At 44.2% G+C, this 17,030-nt stretch carries 15 protein-coding genes; 5 read left to right on the forward strand and 10 right to left on the reverse strand.

The genetic code is table 11. The features are described from left to right. Nucleotides 1-48 precede the first annotated feature (48 nt). The 4 genes from MKY73_RS15400 to MKY73_RS15415 all read right to left on the reverse strand — a co-directional run bounded on the left by MKY73_RS15400 (nt 49) and on the right by MKY73_RS15415 (nt 3,771). Nucleotides 49-1,743 (reverse strand): ABC transporter substrate-binding protein, encoded by a 1,695-nt coding sequence (locus MKY73_RS15400; RefSeq protein ID WP_339302472.1) that lies wholly within the window; start codon nt 1,741-1,743, stop codon nt 49-51. A gap of 284 nt (nt 1,744-2,027) precedes the next feature. Further along, a complete protein-coding gene (locus MKY73_RS15405; RefSeq protein ID WP_339242661.1) occupies nt 2,028-2,303 on the reverse strand; it encodes a barstar family protein in 276 nt (91 codons plus the stop codon). A gap of 14 nt (nt 2,304-2,317) precedes the next feature. Then, the gene (locus MKY73_RS15410; protein ID WP_339302474.1) at nt 2,318-2,752 is read right to left on the reverse strand and encodes a ribonuclease domain-containing protein; all 435 of its coding nucleotides are present in this window, start codon (nt 2,750-2,752) and stop codon (nt 2,318-2,320) included. 257 nt (nt 2,753-3,009) lie between these two features. Next, nucleotides 3,010-3,771: an alpha/beta hydrolase gene (locus tag MKY73_RS15415; protein ID WP_339302475.1), complete on the reverse strand. Its 762-nt coding sequence runs from the start codon at nt 3,769-3,771 to the stop codon at nt 3,010-3,012. A gap of 139 nt (nt 3,772-3,910) precedes the next feature. On the opposite strand from MKY73_RS15415, the gene MKY73_RS15420 reads away from it, so the two are divergent. The 3 genes from MKY73_RS15420 (at nt 3,911) to MKY73_RS15430 (ending at nt 6,820) form a co-directional block, all read left to right on the forward strand. Beyond that, the gene (locus MKY73_RS15420; RefSeq protein WP_339302476.1) at nt 3,911-4,522 is read left to right on the forward strand and encodes a TetR/AcrR family transcriptional regulator; all 612 of its coding nucleotides are present in this window, start codon (nt 3,911-3,913) and stop codon (nt 4,520-4,522) included. Nucleotides 4,523-4,549: 27 nt separating this feature from the next. Then, nucleotides 4,550-5,431, forward strand: a complete 882-nt coding sequence (locus tag MKY73_RS15425) for an AraC family transcriptional regulator (protein ID WP_339302477.1) — start codon at nt 4,550-4,552, stop codon at nt 5,429-5,431. A gap of 108 nt (nt 5,432-5,539) precedes the next feature. After that, nucleotides 5,540-6,820 carry a glycoside hydrolase family 27 protein gene (locus MKY73_RS15430; protein WP_339302478.1) on the forward strand — a complete coding sequence of 427 codons (1,281 nt, stop codon included), beginning with the start codon at nt 5,540-5,542 and terminating at the stop codon, nt 6,818-6,820. 85 nt (nt 6,821-6,905) lie between these two features. Here the strand turns inward: MKY73_RS15430 and MKY73_RS15435 are convergent, their stop codons facing one another. The 4 genes from MKY73_RS15435 to MKY73_RS15450 form a co-directional block, all read right to left on the reverse strand. Beyond that, on the reverse strand, nt 6,906-7,280 hold the full coding sequence (locus MKY73_RS15435; RefSeq protein ID WP_339302479.1) for a hypothetical protein: 375 nt from the start codon (nt 7,278-7,280) through the stop codon (nt 6,906-6,908). 132 nt (nt 7,281-7,412) lie between these two features. Continuing rightward, a complete protein-coding gene (locus MKY73_RS15440; protein ID WP_339302480.1) occupies nt 7,413-8,141 on the reverse strand; it encodes an amino acid ABC transporter ATP-binding protein in 729 nt (242 codons plus the stop codon). Beyond that, nucleotides 8,134-9,579, reverse strand: coding sequence for an amino acid ABC transporter substrate-binding protein/permease (locus MKY73_RS15445; RefSeq protein WP_339302481.1), 1,446 nt, complete (start codon nt 9,577-9,579; stop codon nt 8,134-8,136). The genes MKY73_RS15440 and MKY73_RS15445 overlap by 8 nt, the downstream gene beginning before the upstream one ends. Nucleotides 9,580-9,920: 341 nt before the next feature. After that, on the reverse strand, nt 9,921-12,026 hold the full coding sequence (locus tag MKY73_RS15450; RefSeq protein WP_339302482.1) for a serine hydrolase domain-containing protein: 2,106 nt from the start codon (nt 12,024-12,026) through the stop codon (nt 9,921-9,923). Between the two features lie 281 nt (nt 12,027-12,307). Here MKY73_RS15450 and MKY73_RS15455 point away from each other — a divergent pair, with 281 nt between their 5' ends. Together MKY73_RS15455 and MKY73_RS15460 are read left to right on the forward strand one after the other, a co-directional pair. Then, nucleotides 12,308-13,738 (forward strand): PLP-dependent aminotransferase family protein, encoded by a 1,431-nt coding sequence (locus tag MKY73_RS15455; RefSeq protein ID WP_339302484.1) that lies wholly within the window; start codon nt 12,308-12,310, stop codon nt 13,736-13,738. Between the two features lie 45 nt (nt 13,739-13,783). Further along, nucleotides 13,784-14,404, forward strand: a complete 621-nt coding sequence (locus MKY73_RS15460; RefSeq protein WP_339302485.1) for an SDR family oxidoreductase — start codon at nt 13,784-13,786, stop codon at nt 14,402-14,404. Nucleotides 14,405-14,542: 138 nt separating this feature from the next. On the opposite strand, the gene glyA is transcribed toward MKY73_RS15460, so the two are convergent. After that, nucleotides 14,543-15,787 (reverse strand): serine hydroxymethyltransferase, encoded by a 1,245-nt coding sequence (glyA, locus tag MKY73_RS15465; protein WP_339302486.1) that lies wholly within the window; start codon nt 15,785-15,787, stop codon nt 14,543-14,545. A 25-nt stretch (nt 15,788-15,812) separates the two neighbouring features. Then, nucleotides 15,813-17,018, reverse strand: a complete 1,206-nt coding sequence (locus MKY73_RS15470; protein ID WP_339302487.1) for a benzoate/H(+) symporter BenE family transporter — start codon at nt 17,016-17,018, stop codon at nt 15,813-15,815. Nucleotides 17,019-17,030 lie beyond the last annotated feature (12 nt).

Raw genomic sequence — 17,030 nt, forward strand, 5'->3', positions numbered from 1 at the left:
TTTACTTTGGATCTGTAAACCAACCATTATTGTGATCATATCCAATAGTTAATTGACCTCTTTTCCCGTCCACAATCTAACACGATCTTTAATCCACTCTGAGTACTGCTGTTCCATCCCAACTGCACCTGCTTTATCAAGTTCTGAAATCATATTGTCATATATGCCTTCAAAGGCACTCGGAGAGGATGTAATTGCTTCCGCAATCCGTTTCTGGATAATATCTTGTGTCTTCTGATACACCACGTTATAATCTCCGCTATCCGTAGGGATCGGCATATTATAAGCAGCGCCCCATTCTCTCACCGGGAACTCATCTCCGTTAGGGAAGAGCTCCTTCCAGGTTGTAATGCCGTAACCTTTCAGCGTTTCTTTTTCAATATCAGAGTAACCTTCCTGGATCTGCTCAGGATAGTTGGTTGTATAATAGTTGTCCGTTGAATCTTTGACACCGTCTCCATAATGAGCACCAAAAATAGTGTATAAGTTTATACCGGTTTCTTTGCTGAATGTGCTATTGTCCTTGTTTTTACGCTCCTGAATATCTGCCGGTATTTTGCGAACTCCGTCTTCCACAACGTAATGTTCACCTTCAATCCCCCAGTTCCTCAACACTTGACCTTCCTCAGAAGAAAGCCAATCCAGGAATTTGATGGCCCGGACAGGGTCTTCAGCATTAACGGTTATGCCGATACCATATCCATCAAAGCCCATATTCTGAAAATCTTTGCGTTGAAAGCTGTTATTCAGCGTTACCGGATAGAATCCGTAAGTCATGTCGTCCTTGCCAGCACTTTTAAGGGCATTTTCTGCATCGCTGAATCCCCAAAGAGGATCAAGCACCGATAGAACACGTCCACTGGCGATTTTGGACTTATACTGATCATCCTTTTGTACAAAACTGTCTTTATCCACTAAACCTTCATTATACATTTTGTTCAACCAACGGAAATATTCCTTCTCCTCAGGGCGCTTATAATGCAGAACAGCTTCATATGTGTCTGGGTTAATGAAATATTCACCATCCCCAGGTCCTCCAGTAGCCATCACAGCCGGATCGGTAACGGTGATCATTCGCCGCCATCCATCTGCACTGAGTGTCAGCGGGATTGTCGGTTGGCCATCATCGGTAGTTGGATTATTTTTATAATACTCACGCAGGACATTTTCATAATCCTCCAAGGTTTTGATCTCGGGGTATCCAAGCTCTTTGACTACTCGGTGCTGAATAGCAGCACCATTCGTGGCATCGAAGCTTTCTTGATCAATTGCACCATTCGTTGGAATCCAATATATGGATGGGTCTTCATTGCTATATTTCAAGCGATTAAACTGCTCACCATAGATTTTTTTCAAATTGGGTGCATGTTCTTCGATCAGATCCGTCAGATCAATCATTGCACCAGCATCAACGAGTCTGCTCAGGTTACCTTTAGGAAATATTAAATCCGGGTAATCACCGCTGGCGGCCATAAGGGATATCCGGTCGTTTCCTCCTCCGCTTGAGATATCGAATTCTGCATTAAGGGTTACACCCGTTTCTTCCGTAATTTTCTTCCCTATAGCATCCTGCATATTGTTCCAGTTAGGACTTGCATCTGCACCAAAGAAGGTAAACGTAATCGGACTGTTGGGGTCACTGGTATTCGATTCGGAATTCTCTGCGGCGTTTCCACAACCTGCGGAAACCAGCACAACACTCGTTACGAGACATGCTCCTAGCATTTTTGAAACGGCTCTCATTATTTTTCTGCCCCCTAAATGGTGTGAGTTGTAATAATCAATCCAGACATTAAGATGGTTCGCTATGGAGTGGTATACGCTTACATGTTCAACCGCTAGTGTACAATTACACTCCCGCCTAACCTATTCCATGCTTAAAGTATAAGGAAGTCTACTACCCCCAACCTTGATTATTAAGCCATGACAATAGCATGATCTAGACATGAGTCTGAGTAGAATCTGATGAGAATCTGAAGACCAAAAAAGCGATGGTTGCCCATCGCCTCATCACACCAAACATATTTTCAATAATATAATTCCAACGTAAATCCTTGGATCTCCGCTTCAACTTCCCGCAACAATTCGATGACTTGATCTGCGTAATCTCCAAGAATTTCTTTGCTCTTCTCGAAGCCAAGCCATTGAACGGTAAGCGGCATGCTTACAGCCCCGGTTAAGACATCCCACAGCGCGTCCAGATTGCCTCCGTAGTTCTCGTCTAACTCAAGCTGATTCCGAAGTACTTGATGCAATTCTTCCTTGCTGTGAATGTGGTATCCGTCAATCTGAATATTGCTCATATCATGACCTCCGTTTATTTTAACTGTTCAAATGACTTGTAATGATCAGTCGTCTTATAGATTAAACCGTCATTCGAGTATAGAATTCGGTCGCTTCCGCGCCGTCCTCCTGTGTAATTGATATCGGCTTCATACCATATCCGGCCTTTTTTCTTGGGAAGTAGTCCTTCCCGGTTACCGAACACGTCACCGCCGATGCTTTTACCTGGAGCCACTTCATGTAAATTCCCTTCACTTGGTTCCCAGCCCAATTCCCTGGCCTCTTTCTTGGTAATGTAATTTGGTGGGAGTTCATTATGCTGCGAGATATAATTGGCAACCTCATCAAATCCCATATTCTCCGATACTTGTGGTGATCCGATATCAAGTACAGACTCTGATGTACAACCCGAGAACAATAATGCAGCGAGGATGATCACTAACGTGTAAGCAAATTTTCTGAAAAACATAATCTTTTCTCCTTTGATGTTATTGCTCTTGTTGTTTTCCCTTTTACTGTTATTTCGATGACAATGCCTTTAATGTTAACGACTTGTGGTAATTAAATCAATTCCGTAGGCCCATCATTGGATTTAAATTCAATCAATAAAAGCAGTCAACCCTGCTCCATTTAGCCCTACTCGTATCCTTCAACAAAAAAAGCCGCTAAAATAGCGACTTTAATCGTACCACGGATCATGACCATTCAACACATTCATTTAGCACATTATTTTAATTTACCCATCCAGTTCTCTAGCGCTATAACTACCTCTTCCAACTGCTTTTCTTCTGTAATCGCAGGTTGATTATCTCCTTTTTGCATGCCGTATGAGCCAAATTGACCGTGATTTCCACCCTCAATACTCACATATGTCGTGTCTTCCGGAAGATTTGCTTTGGAGTTCTCCCAGTCTTCCCAGTTAAGCACTCCGTCATCCGAGCCTGTAATCTGTAAGATAGACAAGTCCGTATTCTTCACGCTCCCCCCTTCATCTGCATAAGAAGCCAGGAAAAAGACGCCTTCCAACTTCTCATTGTGCTCTGCAGCATACCGTGATGCAAATGACCCTCCCAACGAATGGCCCCCAATAACAAACGCTTCGTCTGGATGTTCCTCGATAAAGGAATCAGCCTTGTTTTGACCGAAAATGGCCAAGTTTATTGGCATGTTCGCGATATATACGCGGTGACCTTGTTCTGCCATTTCTCTGGCAAGTGGAGAATAACTTTCAGGTTCAACCAGACCGCCCGGATAAAAAATAATATTCGGTTTGGTTATCTCTGTACCCACGGGTTCAAATCGGTAACCGTCCTTAATCTTGGTGACATTAACCTGAGCATCACTTGTCATCGCAGTCTCAGCTCGCTCAGAGGGACTATACGTAACCGAATTGAGATATACGAACACTCCAGCTACGATAATAACGATGGACAAGATCGTCCACATCATTACTTTTTTCCATTTGTTTGTACGTTGTGCTGTTTTCAACCCTAAAACCACCTTGTTATGAGGATAATGTGTTGTTTTTTTTAACTCTTCAGTAATTATACTTACCGGTAAGTATAATTACAAGCTGGTTTTGCTAACTATCGTTATTTGTCATAAAATATTCATGGAGGGAAGTCCAATGACAGAAAAATCACACAAACGTTTGCCTGGAAGACCCAAACACGGCGACGAAGATATATCAATTCAACAAACGATCATTCATACAGCTTCCAAGTTATTCATGGAGTATGGCTACGAAACAGTCACACTTCAGCAAATTGGCAAAGCATGTAACGTGTCAAAACCAACTATTTATTATCATTTCACCAGCAAGCCAGAGCTGTTTAAAGTTGCCTTCACAACGATGCTTCAGAATGTGAGCCGATTAACCTCGCATATGCTCGATCAAGCGGAGAGTCTGGAGTCGGGGCTTGTGCATTTGGCAGAGGCCAGGCTGGCCAATCCACATGCAGAGATTGTAACGATGCTCCGAGAAGCTGAGCCTTTTCTTGACCAGGTCCAGATTCAGGACATACGGGATGCAGAGCACCATATTCATGAAGTGTTAGCCATTCATTTTCAACGGGCCATGGATGCAAACAAACTGCGGACGGACGATCCGTTTTTCCTGGCAGAGACCTTCTCGACCATGATGCTAATGGGCAATCGGCAAGATAACCTGAATAAATATGGTTCCAATTTTTCACTAGGTCAGAGACTAGTGGATATTTTCATTCGCGGAGCGCAGTGAAAATTTGGGGCAACAAGGAGAGCTGATATGAATATCCCCAGAGGAACTTATGGGTTTCGATTCGCCGAAGACAGAGAGCTCCAACTGTGTGTACTCTATGCAGCCGGAAGTGATTCAATAACTGAACCTTCTTATCATTGGGATGGACTTGAACGTTCGGACGGGCCTCTTCTGTTATTCCAATATACAACTTCGGGTGAAGGTGTATTTGAGTCAAACAATTGCATACATCATGTTTCCGCAGGACAAGCTTTTTTGGCGGAAATTCCAGGAGCACATCGCTATTACTATGATTCAGCGTCAAAAGAACCTTGGGAGTTTCTGTTCCTGTTGTTCAGGCCCACTCTGATTCTGCCCCACTGGCGAAAATTCCTTCGGGAAGCGGGAGAAGTTCCCTATCTTCCCGCTGATTGCACACCCATCCGACTGTTGCGGATGATCGTGACTGATGCGGCGGCAGGCAGAATCACTGATCCTCTGATCGCATCATCCAGCGTATATCAGTTCATGACAGAATTGACTCGATTACAGAAAACGACATTGCGCAACAGGGAGAATTGGTCTGAAAACATTCAAATAGCCGTTGAATACATAGAAAACAACTACTCCAAGATGATCAGTATCGATCACCTTGCCGAGTATGTTTCCCTTTCTAAATATCATTTTATACGTCGCTTTTCCGCAAGTACTGGCTTGACTCCAGGTACTTACCTGACCCGTGTACGTACCGAGAAAGCTCTCGAACTGCTGCGCGGAACTACTCTTAGCATTGAAGTCATCGCCGAACAAGTTGGTTATTCCAGTGGAAGTTATTTTATCAAAGCTTTTCGCAGTATAACCGGGGTTACGCCAGGTGAATTTCGAAGCGGTGGTGAAAGCCTTGTGTACCGTAAATTATTCTTCGACTAACCGCAATATTTTGCTATTAGACATTCAACATTACTGTAGATATTAATAAAATCCTTTATTATGATGAATTTAGCGAGAGCAATAATTAATCAGTAGAGGAGTATTCCCATGAATCATACGCTTGCAGCATCAACTCCACCTCTTGGCTGGAACAGTTGGGATTGTTACGGTGCGGCTGTTACGGAAGACGAAATTCGTGGCAACGCGGAGTACATGGCAGATCATCTTAAAGACTTCGGCTGGAGCTATATTACGGTCGACATTCAATGGTACGAGCCTTTGGCCAATTCTTCGCAATATCGTCCATTCGTTCCACTAATCATGGATGAATATTCACGGCTTATGCCTGCTGAGAATCGGTTTCCCTCTGCTGCAGGTGGACAGGGATTTAAGCCATTAGCCGACTACGTTCATAGTCTGGGTTTGCAATTTGGCATTCACATCATGCGGGGTATTCCACGTCAAGCTGCACATGCAGGGACTTCGATCCTGGGCACAACCGCCACTGCGCGCGATATTGCTCATCCGAACTCCATCTGTCCGTGGAATACGGATATGTATGGTGTCGATAGCTCAAAAGAAGGCGCACAGGCCTATTATAATTCGCTCTTTGAACTGTATGCACAATGGGGCGTTGACTTGGTGAAGGTAGACGATATTGCTGCTTCCAGACTCTACGACACCCATCAGCCTGAGATCGAGATGATATCCAAAGCGATTGAGCGCTCCGGGCGAACCATGGTACTAAGTCTCTCTCCTGGTCCTGCTCCGGTGGAATACTCGGAATTCCTAGCCGCACATGCGAACATGTGGCGTGTCACAGACGATTTCTGGGACCTTTGGCCGCTGTTATTGGATATGTTTGACCGCTGCCGGACGTGGCAGGGCGTTCCCCAAGCAGGCTGTTGGCCAGACTGTGATATGTTGCCTTTGGGTCATATCGGTATCCGTTCTGTAGACGGTGGTGGAGCGGATCGCTGGACTCGGTTCACACCTGACGAGCAATTAACGATGATGTCACTGTGGAGTATCTTCCGTTCCCCGCTCATTTTTGGTGGTGAACTGCGAGATAACGACGAATGGACACTGTCCCTGCTAACCAATCGTGAGGTTCTGCGAATGCATCGCGAGAGTTATGGAGCCAGAGAAGCCTTACGCCAAGAAGATCTTATTGTGTGGACTGCCCAACATGCGGATGGTTCCGCTTACGTTGCTGTATTTAACACAGGAGAGAACCCCCTTCCCGTGGATCTGTCTTTTGATAAGATCGGACTGTCCGGTATTACCGCAGGTACTGAATTGTGGAGCGGGGAAGCTGCTGAATGTACAGAGAATTCCTTCACTTCGACTGTGCCAACACACGGTGTGCGTCTTTATCGGTTTTCTTAAGCTTGCAAAAGAAAAAGAGAGGTCTGTCATTTAAAATAGACAGGCCTCTCTCTCATATCTTGTTCATCGTTAAGATGAATTACATTCAGTCCCCATTCGATAGACGATATGTCTCCATGGCTTGAACAGCTAGATGAAATGCTCTAATCCTTCTTTCCAGAAGAGTCTTTTGGGGGCTACCTTCTTTGGCTTTGGCATACATGCTCTCAAGGGATGGAAACAATCCAATCAAAACAAGTTGGGCTTCTGTTATATCTTCCTTGGTGTATGAATGAGCTTTTTGATTCCACTGTTTATCCAACAAAGCTAGACCAATGTAAAAAGCTTGGAGACGTTTCTGTAGCAATGTTGTGTTATTACTTTTCTGAGCCATATTCGATAAAGCATTTTCAGATTTGTGGATGGTTGATTGAAAGGCTTTGATGGATTCCAGTTTGTCTTCCTGTGACACATTTTCCATGGAGTACAGACCTCGCTTTCTTGCTGGATTTGGTATTCAAATATATTAAATTAAATCACCTCTTAAATATAACAAAAAAAGCCGCTAAAACTAGCGACTTCCAATGTGATAACTGTATAGTCTTGATCAGTTCTAGAGTACCTTTTCCAAAAAGCTGATCGTCCGTTCATTCTTCGGATTTCCAAATATCTGTTCAGGGGTACCCTGTTCGACAATATAACCACCGTCCATGAAGATGACGCGATCAGCTACTTCACGTGCAAAACCCATCTCGTGTGTAACAATCATCATCGTCATTCCTTCGCTCGCGAGGTCCTTCATAACACCAAGAACTTCGCCTACCATCTCAGGGTCAAGCGCCGAAGTCGGTTCATCAAATAACATCACATCCGGATTCATGGCAAGTGCACGAGCAATAGCTACACGTTGTTTTTGTCCACCTGACAGTTGTGTTGGGAAGCTGTCTGCTTTATCAGACAGGCCCACGCGCTCAAGTAACTGGAGGGCTGTATCACGCGCCTGCTGTGCATTTAAAATCCCGAGTTCTCTCGGCGCAAACATGATGTTCTTAAGCACACTAAAATGAGGGAACAAGTTAAAATGTTGAAATACCATTCCAATATTCTCACGAGCTTTGTTCAGGTTGGTTTTAGGGTCATTCAGATCCTGATCATCTACGATAACCCGGCCTGCCGTAATCGCATCGAGTTGATTGATGCAGCGCAAGAAGGTACTTTTTCCTGAGCCGGAAGGTCCGATGACACAGACGACTTCTCCTTCGTTGACTGCTACATCAATTCCCTTGAGAACCTGATTCGAGCCGAAACTTTTCTTCAAACCTTCAACTTTTATTTTAGCCACGACGAACCTTCACCTCCAGATAATCAGCAACTTTGGTCAATGTGATGATAACAATCAGATACATAACAGCAACCGTTAACCAAATGTCAAAAGAGGAGAACGTTCTTGCGATGACAATTTTACCCGATTGTGTCAACTCTACGAGACCAATAACGGATAAGATGGACGTATCCTTCAGCGTGATCACCATCTGGTTAATAAAGGACGGAATCATAACCCGCACTGCCTGCGGAATGACAATCTTAATCATTGCTTTGCGATAAGGAAGTCCCAATGAACGGGCAGCTTCCATCTGACCACGATCAATCGATTGAATCCCGCCTCGGATAATCTCAGTTACATATGCTCCTGCGTTCAAACTAAGTGTCAGAATAGCCGCCAGGAACAATGGCATCGTGAAGCCCATCGCCTGTGGAATCCCGAAATAGATAAAGAATGCCAGGACAATCAGCGGAATACCGCGGAAGATATCTACAAATACAGTGGCAACACCACGTAGGAATTTGTTCTGTCCCACCTTCATGAATCCGAATATCAAACCAATGATAAACGCGAAGAACAGTGACACAATCGTATATATAAGTGTGTTCCCCAGACCTTTAAATAAGGCAGGAAGAGATTTCTGAATGAGCTCCCAGCGACCTTGATTGGCGACTTGGGCATTCTCTCCAACATATTTCGCAATAATGCGCTCATACTCACCGTTAGCTTTGATATTCACGAGACCAGCATTGAACATCTCCAGAAGCTCCTGATTTTTATCCTTACTTACCGCAAATCCGTAGGAAGCCCCGTCTTCTTTGTCAGTAACCACTTTCAGACCATTATTCTGTTTTACCCCGAATCTTAGTACAGGCTCATCTTCAAAACAGGCGGCGGAATTACCTGTCTTAACATCATCATACATTTGGGAAGAATCGTCGAATGGAACAATGGTAAATCCATATTTCGAGGCGATTGACTCAGCAAAGCTGTACCCCTCTGTACCCGTTTTCACGGCGACCTTTTTACCACGAAGATCCTCGTAGCTCTTTATGGTATCATTATTTGCGCTAATACCCATGACTACGCCTGAATCATAATATGGCTCTGAGAAATCAAATTTTGCTTTTCTTTCATCCGTAATACTCATGCCTGCAATGACACCATCAACCTGATTGGCCTCAAGTGCCTGTACAGCTGCGTTAAATCCAAGAGCTTTGATTTGGTACTTGAAATTTTGGTCTTTGGCGATGGCATCCAGCAAATCCATATCAATACCTACATAATCACCATTCTCGTCTTGATATTCGAATGGAGCAAATGTGATATCGGTTCCGATAATATAAGTTTTACCTGAATCGGATGCTGCAGCAGCGTTCCCAACCCACCCTGATAGACCGCTCACCAGGAGCAGCATCAGTGAAAGTATAAAAAATGAGATCTTCGTTGTTTTCATGTGTCCTCCCCGTCTCGGTTGTCCGAATAATCATTATTTTCTTTGGAATCGGTATTACTGTTATGCTTCTTGTCGATCTTCTGCCCATTTGATTGTTATTATTTACTGTATATTAACAATCAATGCCCTGCCTTTCCACTTGCAACATTTTCCTCCGTAATTTTTTCCAACCAGTAAAAGCCCTCTTCATACTTACCCTCTAGGTAAGCTATGCGAAACCCAATATTACATTGTGGATCTCATAAAAAGGTACATTTACTTTAAAACGTATTATTTAAAATTTAAAACTCAAAAAAGCCGCGATTTCCGCGACTTTTTGTTATACAGTTTTTTATCATCTATTAATTTTCTCTGGTTGTCAATACAATCCCGAAACTCGAACCAGCTTCACCCGCGAACACAATGGTTCCGTTCTCAGGCAATACAATTTCATTTTTTCCACTGACCACTGTATGATTAATACCTATACCTGCTTGGTTATATACAGCAAATGCGCTGTTTGAAGACATCTTAACCGTCATTTCTTTACCTGCGGCCGATGCCGGAATTGAGTACCATGTAGCATGACCATTTGCTTGAATTGTTGTCTTCGAATGTCTTCCCGCATAGATCGGTTCTATGATTTCTTGAGCGGCATAGACATTGCCTCCGGCTGTAACGTATTCCACACCATTTTCTTCATAGAAATTAAACTCCATTGTGTCACGTCCTGCTAATCCAGGAATTTGCAATTGGTTTACGGCTTGGTTAGCTCCCATAATTTTATTGGTGTAGATATAACCAGGCAGCTCATTAAAAGTATGAATGGGAATGACCGGCATAGCTGCATTGTACAATGTGGATGTGTATTTTTCATTGACCAACACGTATGCTTTGCCTTGCCGTTTCTGCCATGCTGCCTTTACTTCTGCAGACAGTTCATTAGTTTCAAGCTTTTCTGCTTTATATTCAGAAGAAGCAACTTGTCCAAGTCCGGGAACAGACTGATACGAGCGGGACCACAAGTATGTGTTTCCGTTGACTTCCTGAACGAATTTGAGCTTTTCCGTTCCCGCGTCATTAACAAATGATCCCTCAGCGGTGTACGTATATGTCTGTTCAGGACTGTTAGGAGACGACAGATTAGATATTGTTAATTGTCCTTCATCCTGCACGGCCAAGCTCAATAACATGTTTGCACCACCGCCATACATACCTGTATGCTGTGAAATTTCCTTTGGCATGGTTGCTTTCACTGGTGTACCATGAGACTTCTCCGGCTTACGCTCTGGAATCATATTTTTCTCCTCTAGCGCACCAAGCAACAGTTCCGTTGCCAGCAATTGATCCGTTGAGCTGTGACCGCCCGAAGAGGTTACGGCAGCAGCCATATTATATTCTGGTAACACAATCAATGAGGAATGATAGGTTATCGTATTGCCACCTTTGCTTACTGCCTGAATGCCGTAATCATTAAAAGGAAACAGATTCACGCTGTCCCATCCCAGGCCATAGCCAATGGACGAATCGCCTTCTTCCGGCCACATGCCTCTTTTGTATTCTTCTTGCTGCATGGCCGCTACAGATTGCTGTGAAAGAACCGTTTCAACCTCACCTGTAAAGATTTTCGAGAATTGAACCAGGTCTTCTGCGGTGGAATAGATACCTCCCGACCCAATCATATTGGTAGTCTCTAATGGAAGTTTCTCCTCTTGCGACGAGGAATATGTTGCTGCCATTTGGCTAAGGTCCACAATATCCTGCGGTGTTTTAGTATGATCCATCCCAAGTGGTTCCGTTATGTAACGGTGCATGAACGTGGTGAAACTCATGCCGCTGACCCGTTCAACCAGAATTTCAGCTAATGTAAAACCATCATTACTATACACCGAGTATGCACCAGGGTCGGCCTTCAGATGCTGCGTCGCCAATTGTTCCAGTAACGTATCATGTGCATAGGTATCATGATCTCCAAACAGAATTGCACTGTTACTTGATGTTCCGAGAAGTCCGGATGAATGATTCAGGAGCATACGTGGTGTAATCTTATCGTAACGATTGTCTTTCATTTTAAAGTCCGGGATATACTTCACGACAGGCTCATCAAGATCGATTTTACCTTGTTCCACCAGCTTCATTACGGCGGTAGCAAGCACCATTTTACTGGTTGAACCAATGCCATACATGGTATCAGACGAAAGCGGAATGTTGTTTTTTAAGCCATCTTTGCTGGCCTGACCGGAAATTACAATCTCGCCCCCATCCATCAGTGCGTACTGTACACTTGTCGTAGCGTATGATTCGGTAAGTATCTTCGCCTTCTCACTTGCTGCCTTTTTAGTTACATCATACGTAGGTCTACCACCATCACTGGTTGCGGGTGTGGCCATGGCCGACATTGGGGACATCATCGCAAGCACCAAGGTTATGGCGGCGATAGAACTTCGTTTCTTTCGTGTCAATCTCATCTTCTCCTGTCTAGTCTATGGATTAGGAATCTCTGTGGTAGTACTCCAGTAGTGTAACCGAACATGATGAACTGTCTGTGGCTTGAATATGAATCGAGTATGAACCAGCCAGGAACGACCAAAATAAATTGAACACATGATAAAGAACCCTTTAGTACAGCTTTGTTTTGTTTACAAATCAAACTTTTTCCATGATAATATATCAATCAATGGAGTGCCAATAACGACCATAAATACATAATTAAAAGCAATCCATAACGCCCCACATTGGAGTTGAATTTATGCTAAAAGTGAATCGAGATGACCCTCGCCCGATCTGGCAGCAACTTTTGGATCAAGCGATTCAACATATTACAACCGGAAAATGGAGACCAGGTGAATTGCTGCTCCCATCCCGCGAACTCGCCCAATTGATTGGTGTTTCACGGTCAACCATACAGATTGTGTACGAGGAATTATTTAGCCGAGGGTATACGGTAACTTCCCGTCGGGCAGGGACAAGGGTTAGTGATTGGGCATACGCCCCGCGTTCATCAGAAGAAACCACGATCCAAGGTCCGCTTCCTCCCGAACTGCCTGCACTAACCGAATCTATTGGTCATCTGCATCGTTGGTTCGGCAATAGAGACCGCCGCAAGATCGAGATAGATTTTAATCCCCACGAGCCTTATCTGGATGAAAGTTTCACAAAAGCCTGGAGGCAATCTTTTTTACAAGCTTCCACTGAACCCAATCTGGATCTTTGGGCTTACGGTGATGCGAGAGGCTTACTGGCGTTAAGAGAGCAGATTCAGCGTTATTTGTCACTTGAACGAGGCATTCATATCGAAATGGATCAAATCTTGTTAACGTCCGGTGCACAACATAGCATTGATTTAATCGCTCAGGCCCTCTTAAGTGAGGGAGATAGAGTTTCCGTAGAAGATCCCGGCTTCCCTGCTGCTTGGATGGCGATGAAACACCGCCGGATGCAAGTCGATTCGGTTCCAGTCGATGAGTATGGATTATGTGTAGATCGTATTCACCCACAGACAAAACTCGTATATGTCACACCTTCTCATCAATGCGCAGCAGGTGTTATTATGTCAGAACCTCGCAGGCAACAATTAATGCACATGGCTGCTCATCATCGATATTGGATTGTTGAGGATGACTACGATAGCGAATTTAGGTACCGTGGAGATCCACTTCCGACTATATTCAGTCAGCAACCTCAGAATACGCTTTATATGATGAGTTTTTCCAAAATGGTTGCACCTGGCATTCGGCTATCCGCTATCATCGGGCCCAGAATAGCCATCGATCGTCTTACCCAAGTTCATGAATTGACTTATCGTCATCTTCCGATTATGGAACAGTTAACGCTAACTCATTTTATTGAGCGTGGTCATTTTATGCGCCATATGAGAAGAGTTCGGAACATATACCGACGCAGACACGAAGTCATGACTAAAGCCATTGTTGCTTCTGGGTTAGGCTCACGATTTACATTAAGCGGTGTGGAAACGGGATTACATATGCTTCTAGAATCTGAAATGTCATTTGATGAAGAAGCGCTGACGAATGCTGCTCTTGATCAAGGTGTGCGCGTGTATCCGCTTAGTAGATATTGCCTGGAGAGTCATCGAAAAGGATGGATATTAGGTTTTGCGAAAGTGGATGAGGATCAGATTGAGGAAGGCATACGCCGGCTTGCAAAGATTGTATTATGATGGAGAACATGCTCTCCAATCGGATTCGAAAGGATGTTTTTTGTAGTGAAAATTTTAGTGTTAGGAGCCACCGGACGGGTTGGAAATCATTTCGTCTCTAATGCCCTACGTTCCAACCATCATGTAACTGCACTGGTTAGAAGCCCGGAAAAGGTACAAATCAGCGATGACAATCTCGTTCTGCATCAAGGGAATGCTTTAGTCAAAGAAGATATTTATCGAGCCATACAGGGTGTGGATCTCGTAGTTAGTTCCTTAAGTACCGATGGAACGACTACAGTATCACAATCCACGAAATTAATTGTTGAGGCTATGGCTCAGGAGCATATCAGAAGAATCATTACCATTGGTACAGCAGGAATATTGGAAAGTCGAACGGATCCTGGCTTGTTTCGTTTTCAATCCTCCGAATCCAAACGTAAGTCAACGCGCGCAGCTGAAGAGCATCTGGAAATGTACAACATTCTCAAGTCCTCAGAGTTGGAATGGACGATTGTGTGCCCCACCTATTTATATGATGGAGAATCGCTCGGTAAGTATCGAGTTGAGCGCAACTACTTGCCAGACGGTGGAACTTCAATATCTGTAATCGATACGGCAGAGTTTGCTTATCAGCAATTAATATCTGATGAGTATGTACAGTCTCGTGTAGGAATAGCGTATTAGGGTGTGTCTTAAACTTCACTTAGGGTGTATCTCTTCTGTTCAAAAAAATAAGTTCTCAATTTAAGCAAGCAACATTAAAAGCCTGCAATTGTAATCCATCAGGATCAATTGCAGGCTACAAATGTTTCTGCTCTTAAACTATTCAAGCCCTTCATATAAAGGGAATTTTGAAGTGATTTCGCGGACACTACCTAATATCTGTTTTTTGACATCCGAGTTCGTTGGATTCTTGAAGGCAAGCGCTATAAGCTGACCGATTTCTTTCATTTCCCTGCCTCCAAGCCCTCTTGAAGTCATAGCCGGTGTTCCAAAGCGGATACCACTCGTAACCAAAGGACTTGCCGTATCGTGAGGGATTGCATTTTTATTTGCCGTAATCCCTACTTTATCAAGTAATGCCTCGGCTTCTTTGCCTGTAAGATCAATGGATCGTAAGTCAACCAACACCATATGATTATCTGTTCCTCCTGATACAAGGGTGAGTCCTTCATTAATTAATGTTTCTGCCAATACTTTGGCGTTATCCAGAACACTCTCCATATATGTTGTGAAATCAGGTTGTAATGCCTCGCCGAATGCCACTGCTTTCCCCGCTATGACGTGCATAAATGGACCACCCTGAATTGCCGGGAATACAGCTTTGTCGATCAACTGTGCCCACGGCTCCCCGCACAAAATGGCTCCCCCTCGTGGTCCTCGTAAGGTCTTATGTGTGGTAGTTGAAACAAAATGTGCATGTGGTACCGGGTTAGGATGCAAACCTGCGGCAACAATTCCGGCTATATGCGCCATATCTACAAAGAAAAGCGCTCCCACTTCGGCTGCAATCTGGGCAAATAATTCAAACTCAATGGTCCGCGGGTATGCACTTCCACCTGCAACAATCATGCGTGGACGATACTTATGAGCAAGTTTACGTACTTCGTCAAAGTCAATACGACCCGTTTGTGCATCGACACCGTATGGAACAAAATTGTACAATCTCCCTGAAAAATTAACAGGACTTCCGTGTGTTAAATGACCACCATGGGATAAATTCATACCAAGGATTGTGTCACCGATCTCCACTGAGGCAGAATAAACAGCCATGTTTGCCTGAGCACCGGAGTGAGGCTGCACATTCGCATGTTCAGCTCCAAAAAGCGTTTTAAGGCGGTGATTCGCTATCTCTTCGACGGTATCGACATGATCACATCCGCCATAATATCTTCTGCCCGGATACCCCTCCGCATATTTGTTGGTCAATACGGAACCCGTTGCTTCCATCACAGCTTGACTCACAAAATTCTCTGATGCAATCAGTTCAATCGTATTCCGCTGCCGTGCAAGCTCTTGCTGGACAGCATTTCCTATGACTTGATCTTGCTTCTCCAAATGTTTCATGAACATCTTCCTCTCCATATAGAAATTATCTATTCGATCCAAATCGTTTTTTGGGAATTCTACTATTCATTAGTAGATGCGCCATCATTCCTGCAAATAGTCCCCAAAATGCACCACCAACACCAAGTAAGGTCACATTGGCTGCGGTCGCCAGAAAGGTAATCAATGCGGTTTCACGTCCTTTAGGGTCCGTTAATGCATTCGCGAGACTGCCACCAATTGTTCCTAGTAACGCCAGTCCGGCTAATGTTGCAATAAAGGTAGCAGGAAGAATCAAAAACAGTGCAGCTAAGGTTACGCCAAAAATACCAACAAGAATATAAAAGATTCCACAAGCAATCCCCGCTATGTACCGTTTTGTTGCATCCTCATGTGCATCTTTTCCTGTACATATCGCTGCGGTAATCGCAGCCACGTTAAACGCATGTGAGCCGAATGGAGCTGCAAGCAGTGATCCCAAACCTGTTACCGCCAAAATGGGATTGGCACTTGTCTTGAATCCATCATTACGCAAAACTAGCATTCCGGGCATATACTGCCCTGTCAGAGTAATAATGAACAGTGGCAGAGCAACGCCAAGTAAAGCATTTAACGAAAACGCGGGGAAAACAAATACAGGCGAAGCGACCGCCAATTGGATCGTACTGAAGTCCGTTTTTCCCATGCATATCAAATAAATCAAACCAACTGCCAATATACCAACAATGGCGTAACGGGAAGTAAACCTTCTTAGCACGATGTAGGCGGCAAACAGCACAGTAACAAGCAAAGGATCAAGCTTAGCCCCTCCAAAGGCCGATATTCCAAACTGTAGCAAAATACCTGCTAACAATCCGGAAGCGATGCCTGGGGGAATAAGTCGAACAAAACGTTCAAACATGCCTGACATACCCAAAATAATAAATCCGACTGCTGAAATCATGTAAGCGCCAATAGCTTCTGGATAAGGGGTCACCGCTAATGCTGAAACGAGAAACGCCACACCCGGTGTAGACCAGGCTGTAATAATCGGTTCCTTGTATCGATAACTGAGCCAGATCCCCGTTACTCCAACCCCAATCGAGATGGACCAAATCCAGGAAGCCGTCATTTCCGGGCTTAAACCAGCCACTTTTGCAGCTTGAAACACAAGAATAAATGTACCCCCGTAATTAACAATCACGGATATTAAGGCGGCGATCATCGGTGAGATCAGATCGCGACCACGTAATGAAGGGGATGCTGTCTTCATATTTAACACGAC

It is taken from the genome of Paenibacillus sp. FSL R5-0519, assembly GCF_037974275.1.
In the GTDB taxonomy this organism is placed as follows: Bacteria; Bacillota; Bacilli; order Paenibacillales; family Paenibacillaceae; genus Paenibacillus.

Excerpts from the sequence above, each read along its gene's own strand:
- MKY73_RS15400 (WP_339302472.1), bottom strand. The coding sequence starts at position 1,743 with ATGAGAGCCGTTTCAAAAATGCTAGGAGCATGTCTCGTAACGAGTGTT.
- MKY73_RS15405 (WP_339242661.1), bottom strand. The coding sequence starts at position 2,303 with ATGAGCAATATTCAGATTGACGGATACCACATTCACAGCAAGGAAGAA.
- MKY73_RS15410 (WP_339302474.1), bottom strand. The coding sequence starts at position 2,752 with ATGTTTTTCAGAAAATTTGCTTACACGTTAGTGATCATCCTCGCTGCA.
- MKY73_RS15420 (WP_339302476.1), top strand. The coding sequence starts at position 3,911 with ATGACAGAAAAATCACACAAACGTTTGCCTGGAAGACCCAAACACGGC.
- MKY73_RS15425 (WP_339302477.1), top strand. The coding sequence starts at position 4,550 with ATGAATATCCCCAGAGGAACTTATGGGTTTCGATTCGCCGAAGACAGA.
- MKY73_RS15430 (WP_339302478.1), top strand. The coding sequence starts at position 5,540 with ATGAATCATACGCTTGCAGCATCAACTCCACCTCTTGGCTGGAACAGT.
- MKY73_RS15435 (WP_339302479.1), bottom strand. The coding sequence starts at position 7,280 with ATGGAAAATGTGTCACAGGAAGACAAACTGGAATCCATCAAAGCCTTT.
- MKY73_RS15445 (WP_339302481.1), bottom strand. The coding sequence starts at position 9,579 with ATGAAAACAACGAAGATCTCATTTTTTATACTTTCACTGATGCTGCTC.
- MKY73_RS15450 (WP_339302482.1), bottom strand. The coding sequence starts at position 12,026 with ATGAGATTGACACGAAAGAAACGAAGTTCTATCGCCGCCATAACCTTG.
- MKY73_RS15455 (WP_339302484.1), top strand. The coding sequence starts at position 12,308 with ATGCTAAAAGTGAATCGAGATGACCCTCGCCCGATCTGGCAGCAACTT.
- glyA (WP_339302486.1), bottom strand. The coding sequence starts at position 15,787 with ATGAAACATTTGGAGAAGCAAGATCAAGTCATAGGAAATGCTGTCCAG.
- MKY73_RS15470 (WP_339302487.1), bottom strand. The coding sequence starts at position 17,018 with ATGAAGACAGCATCCCCTTCATTACGTGGTCGCGATCTGATCTCACCG.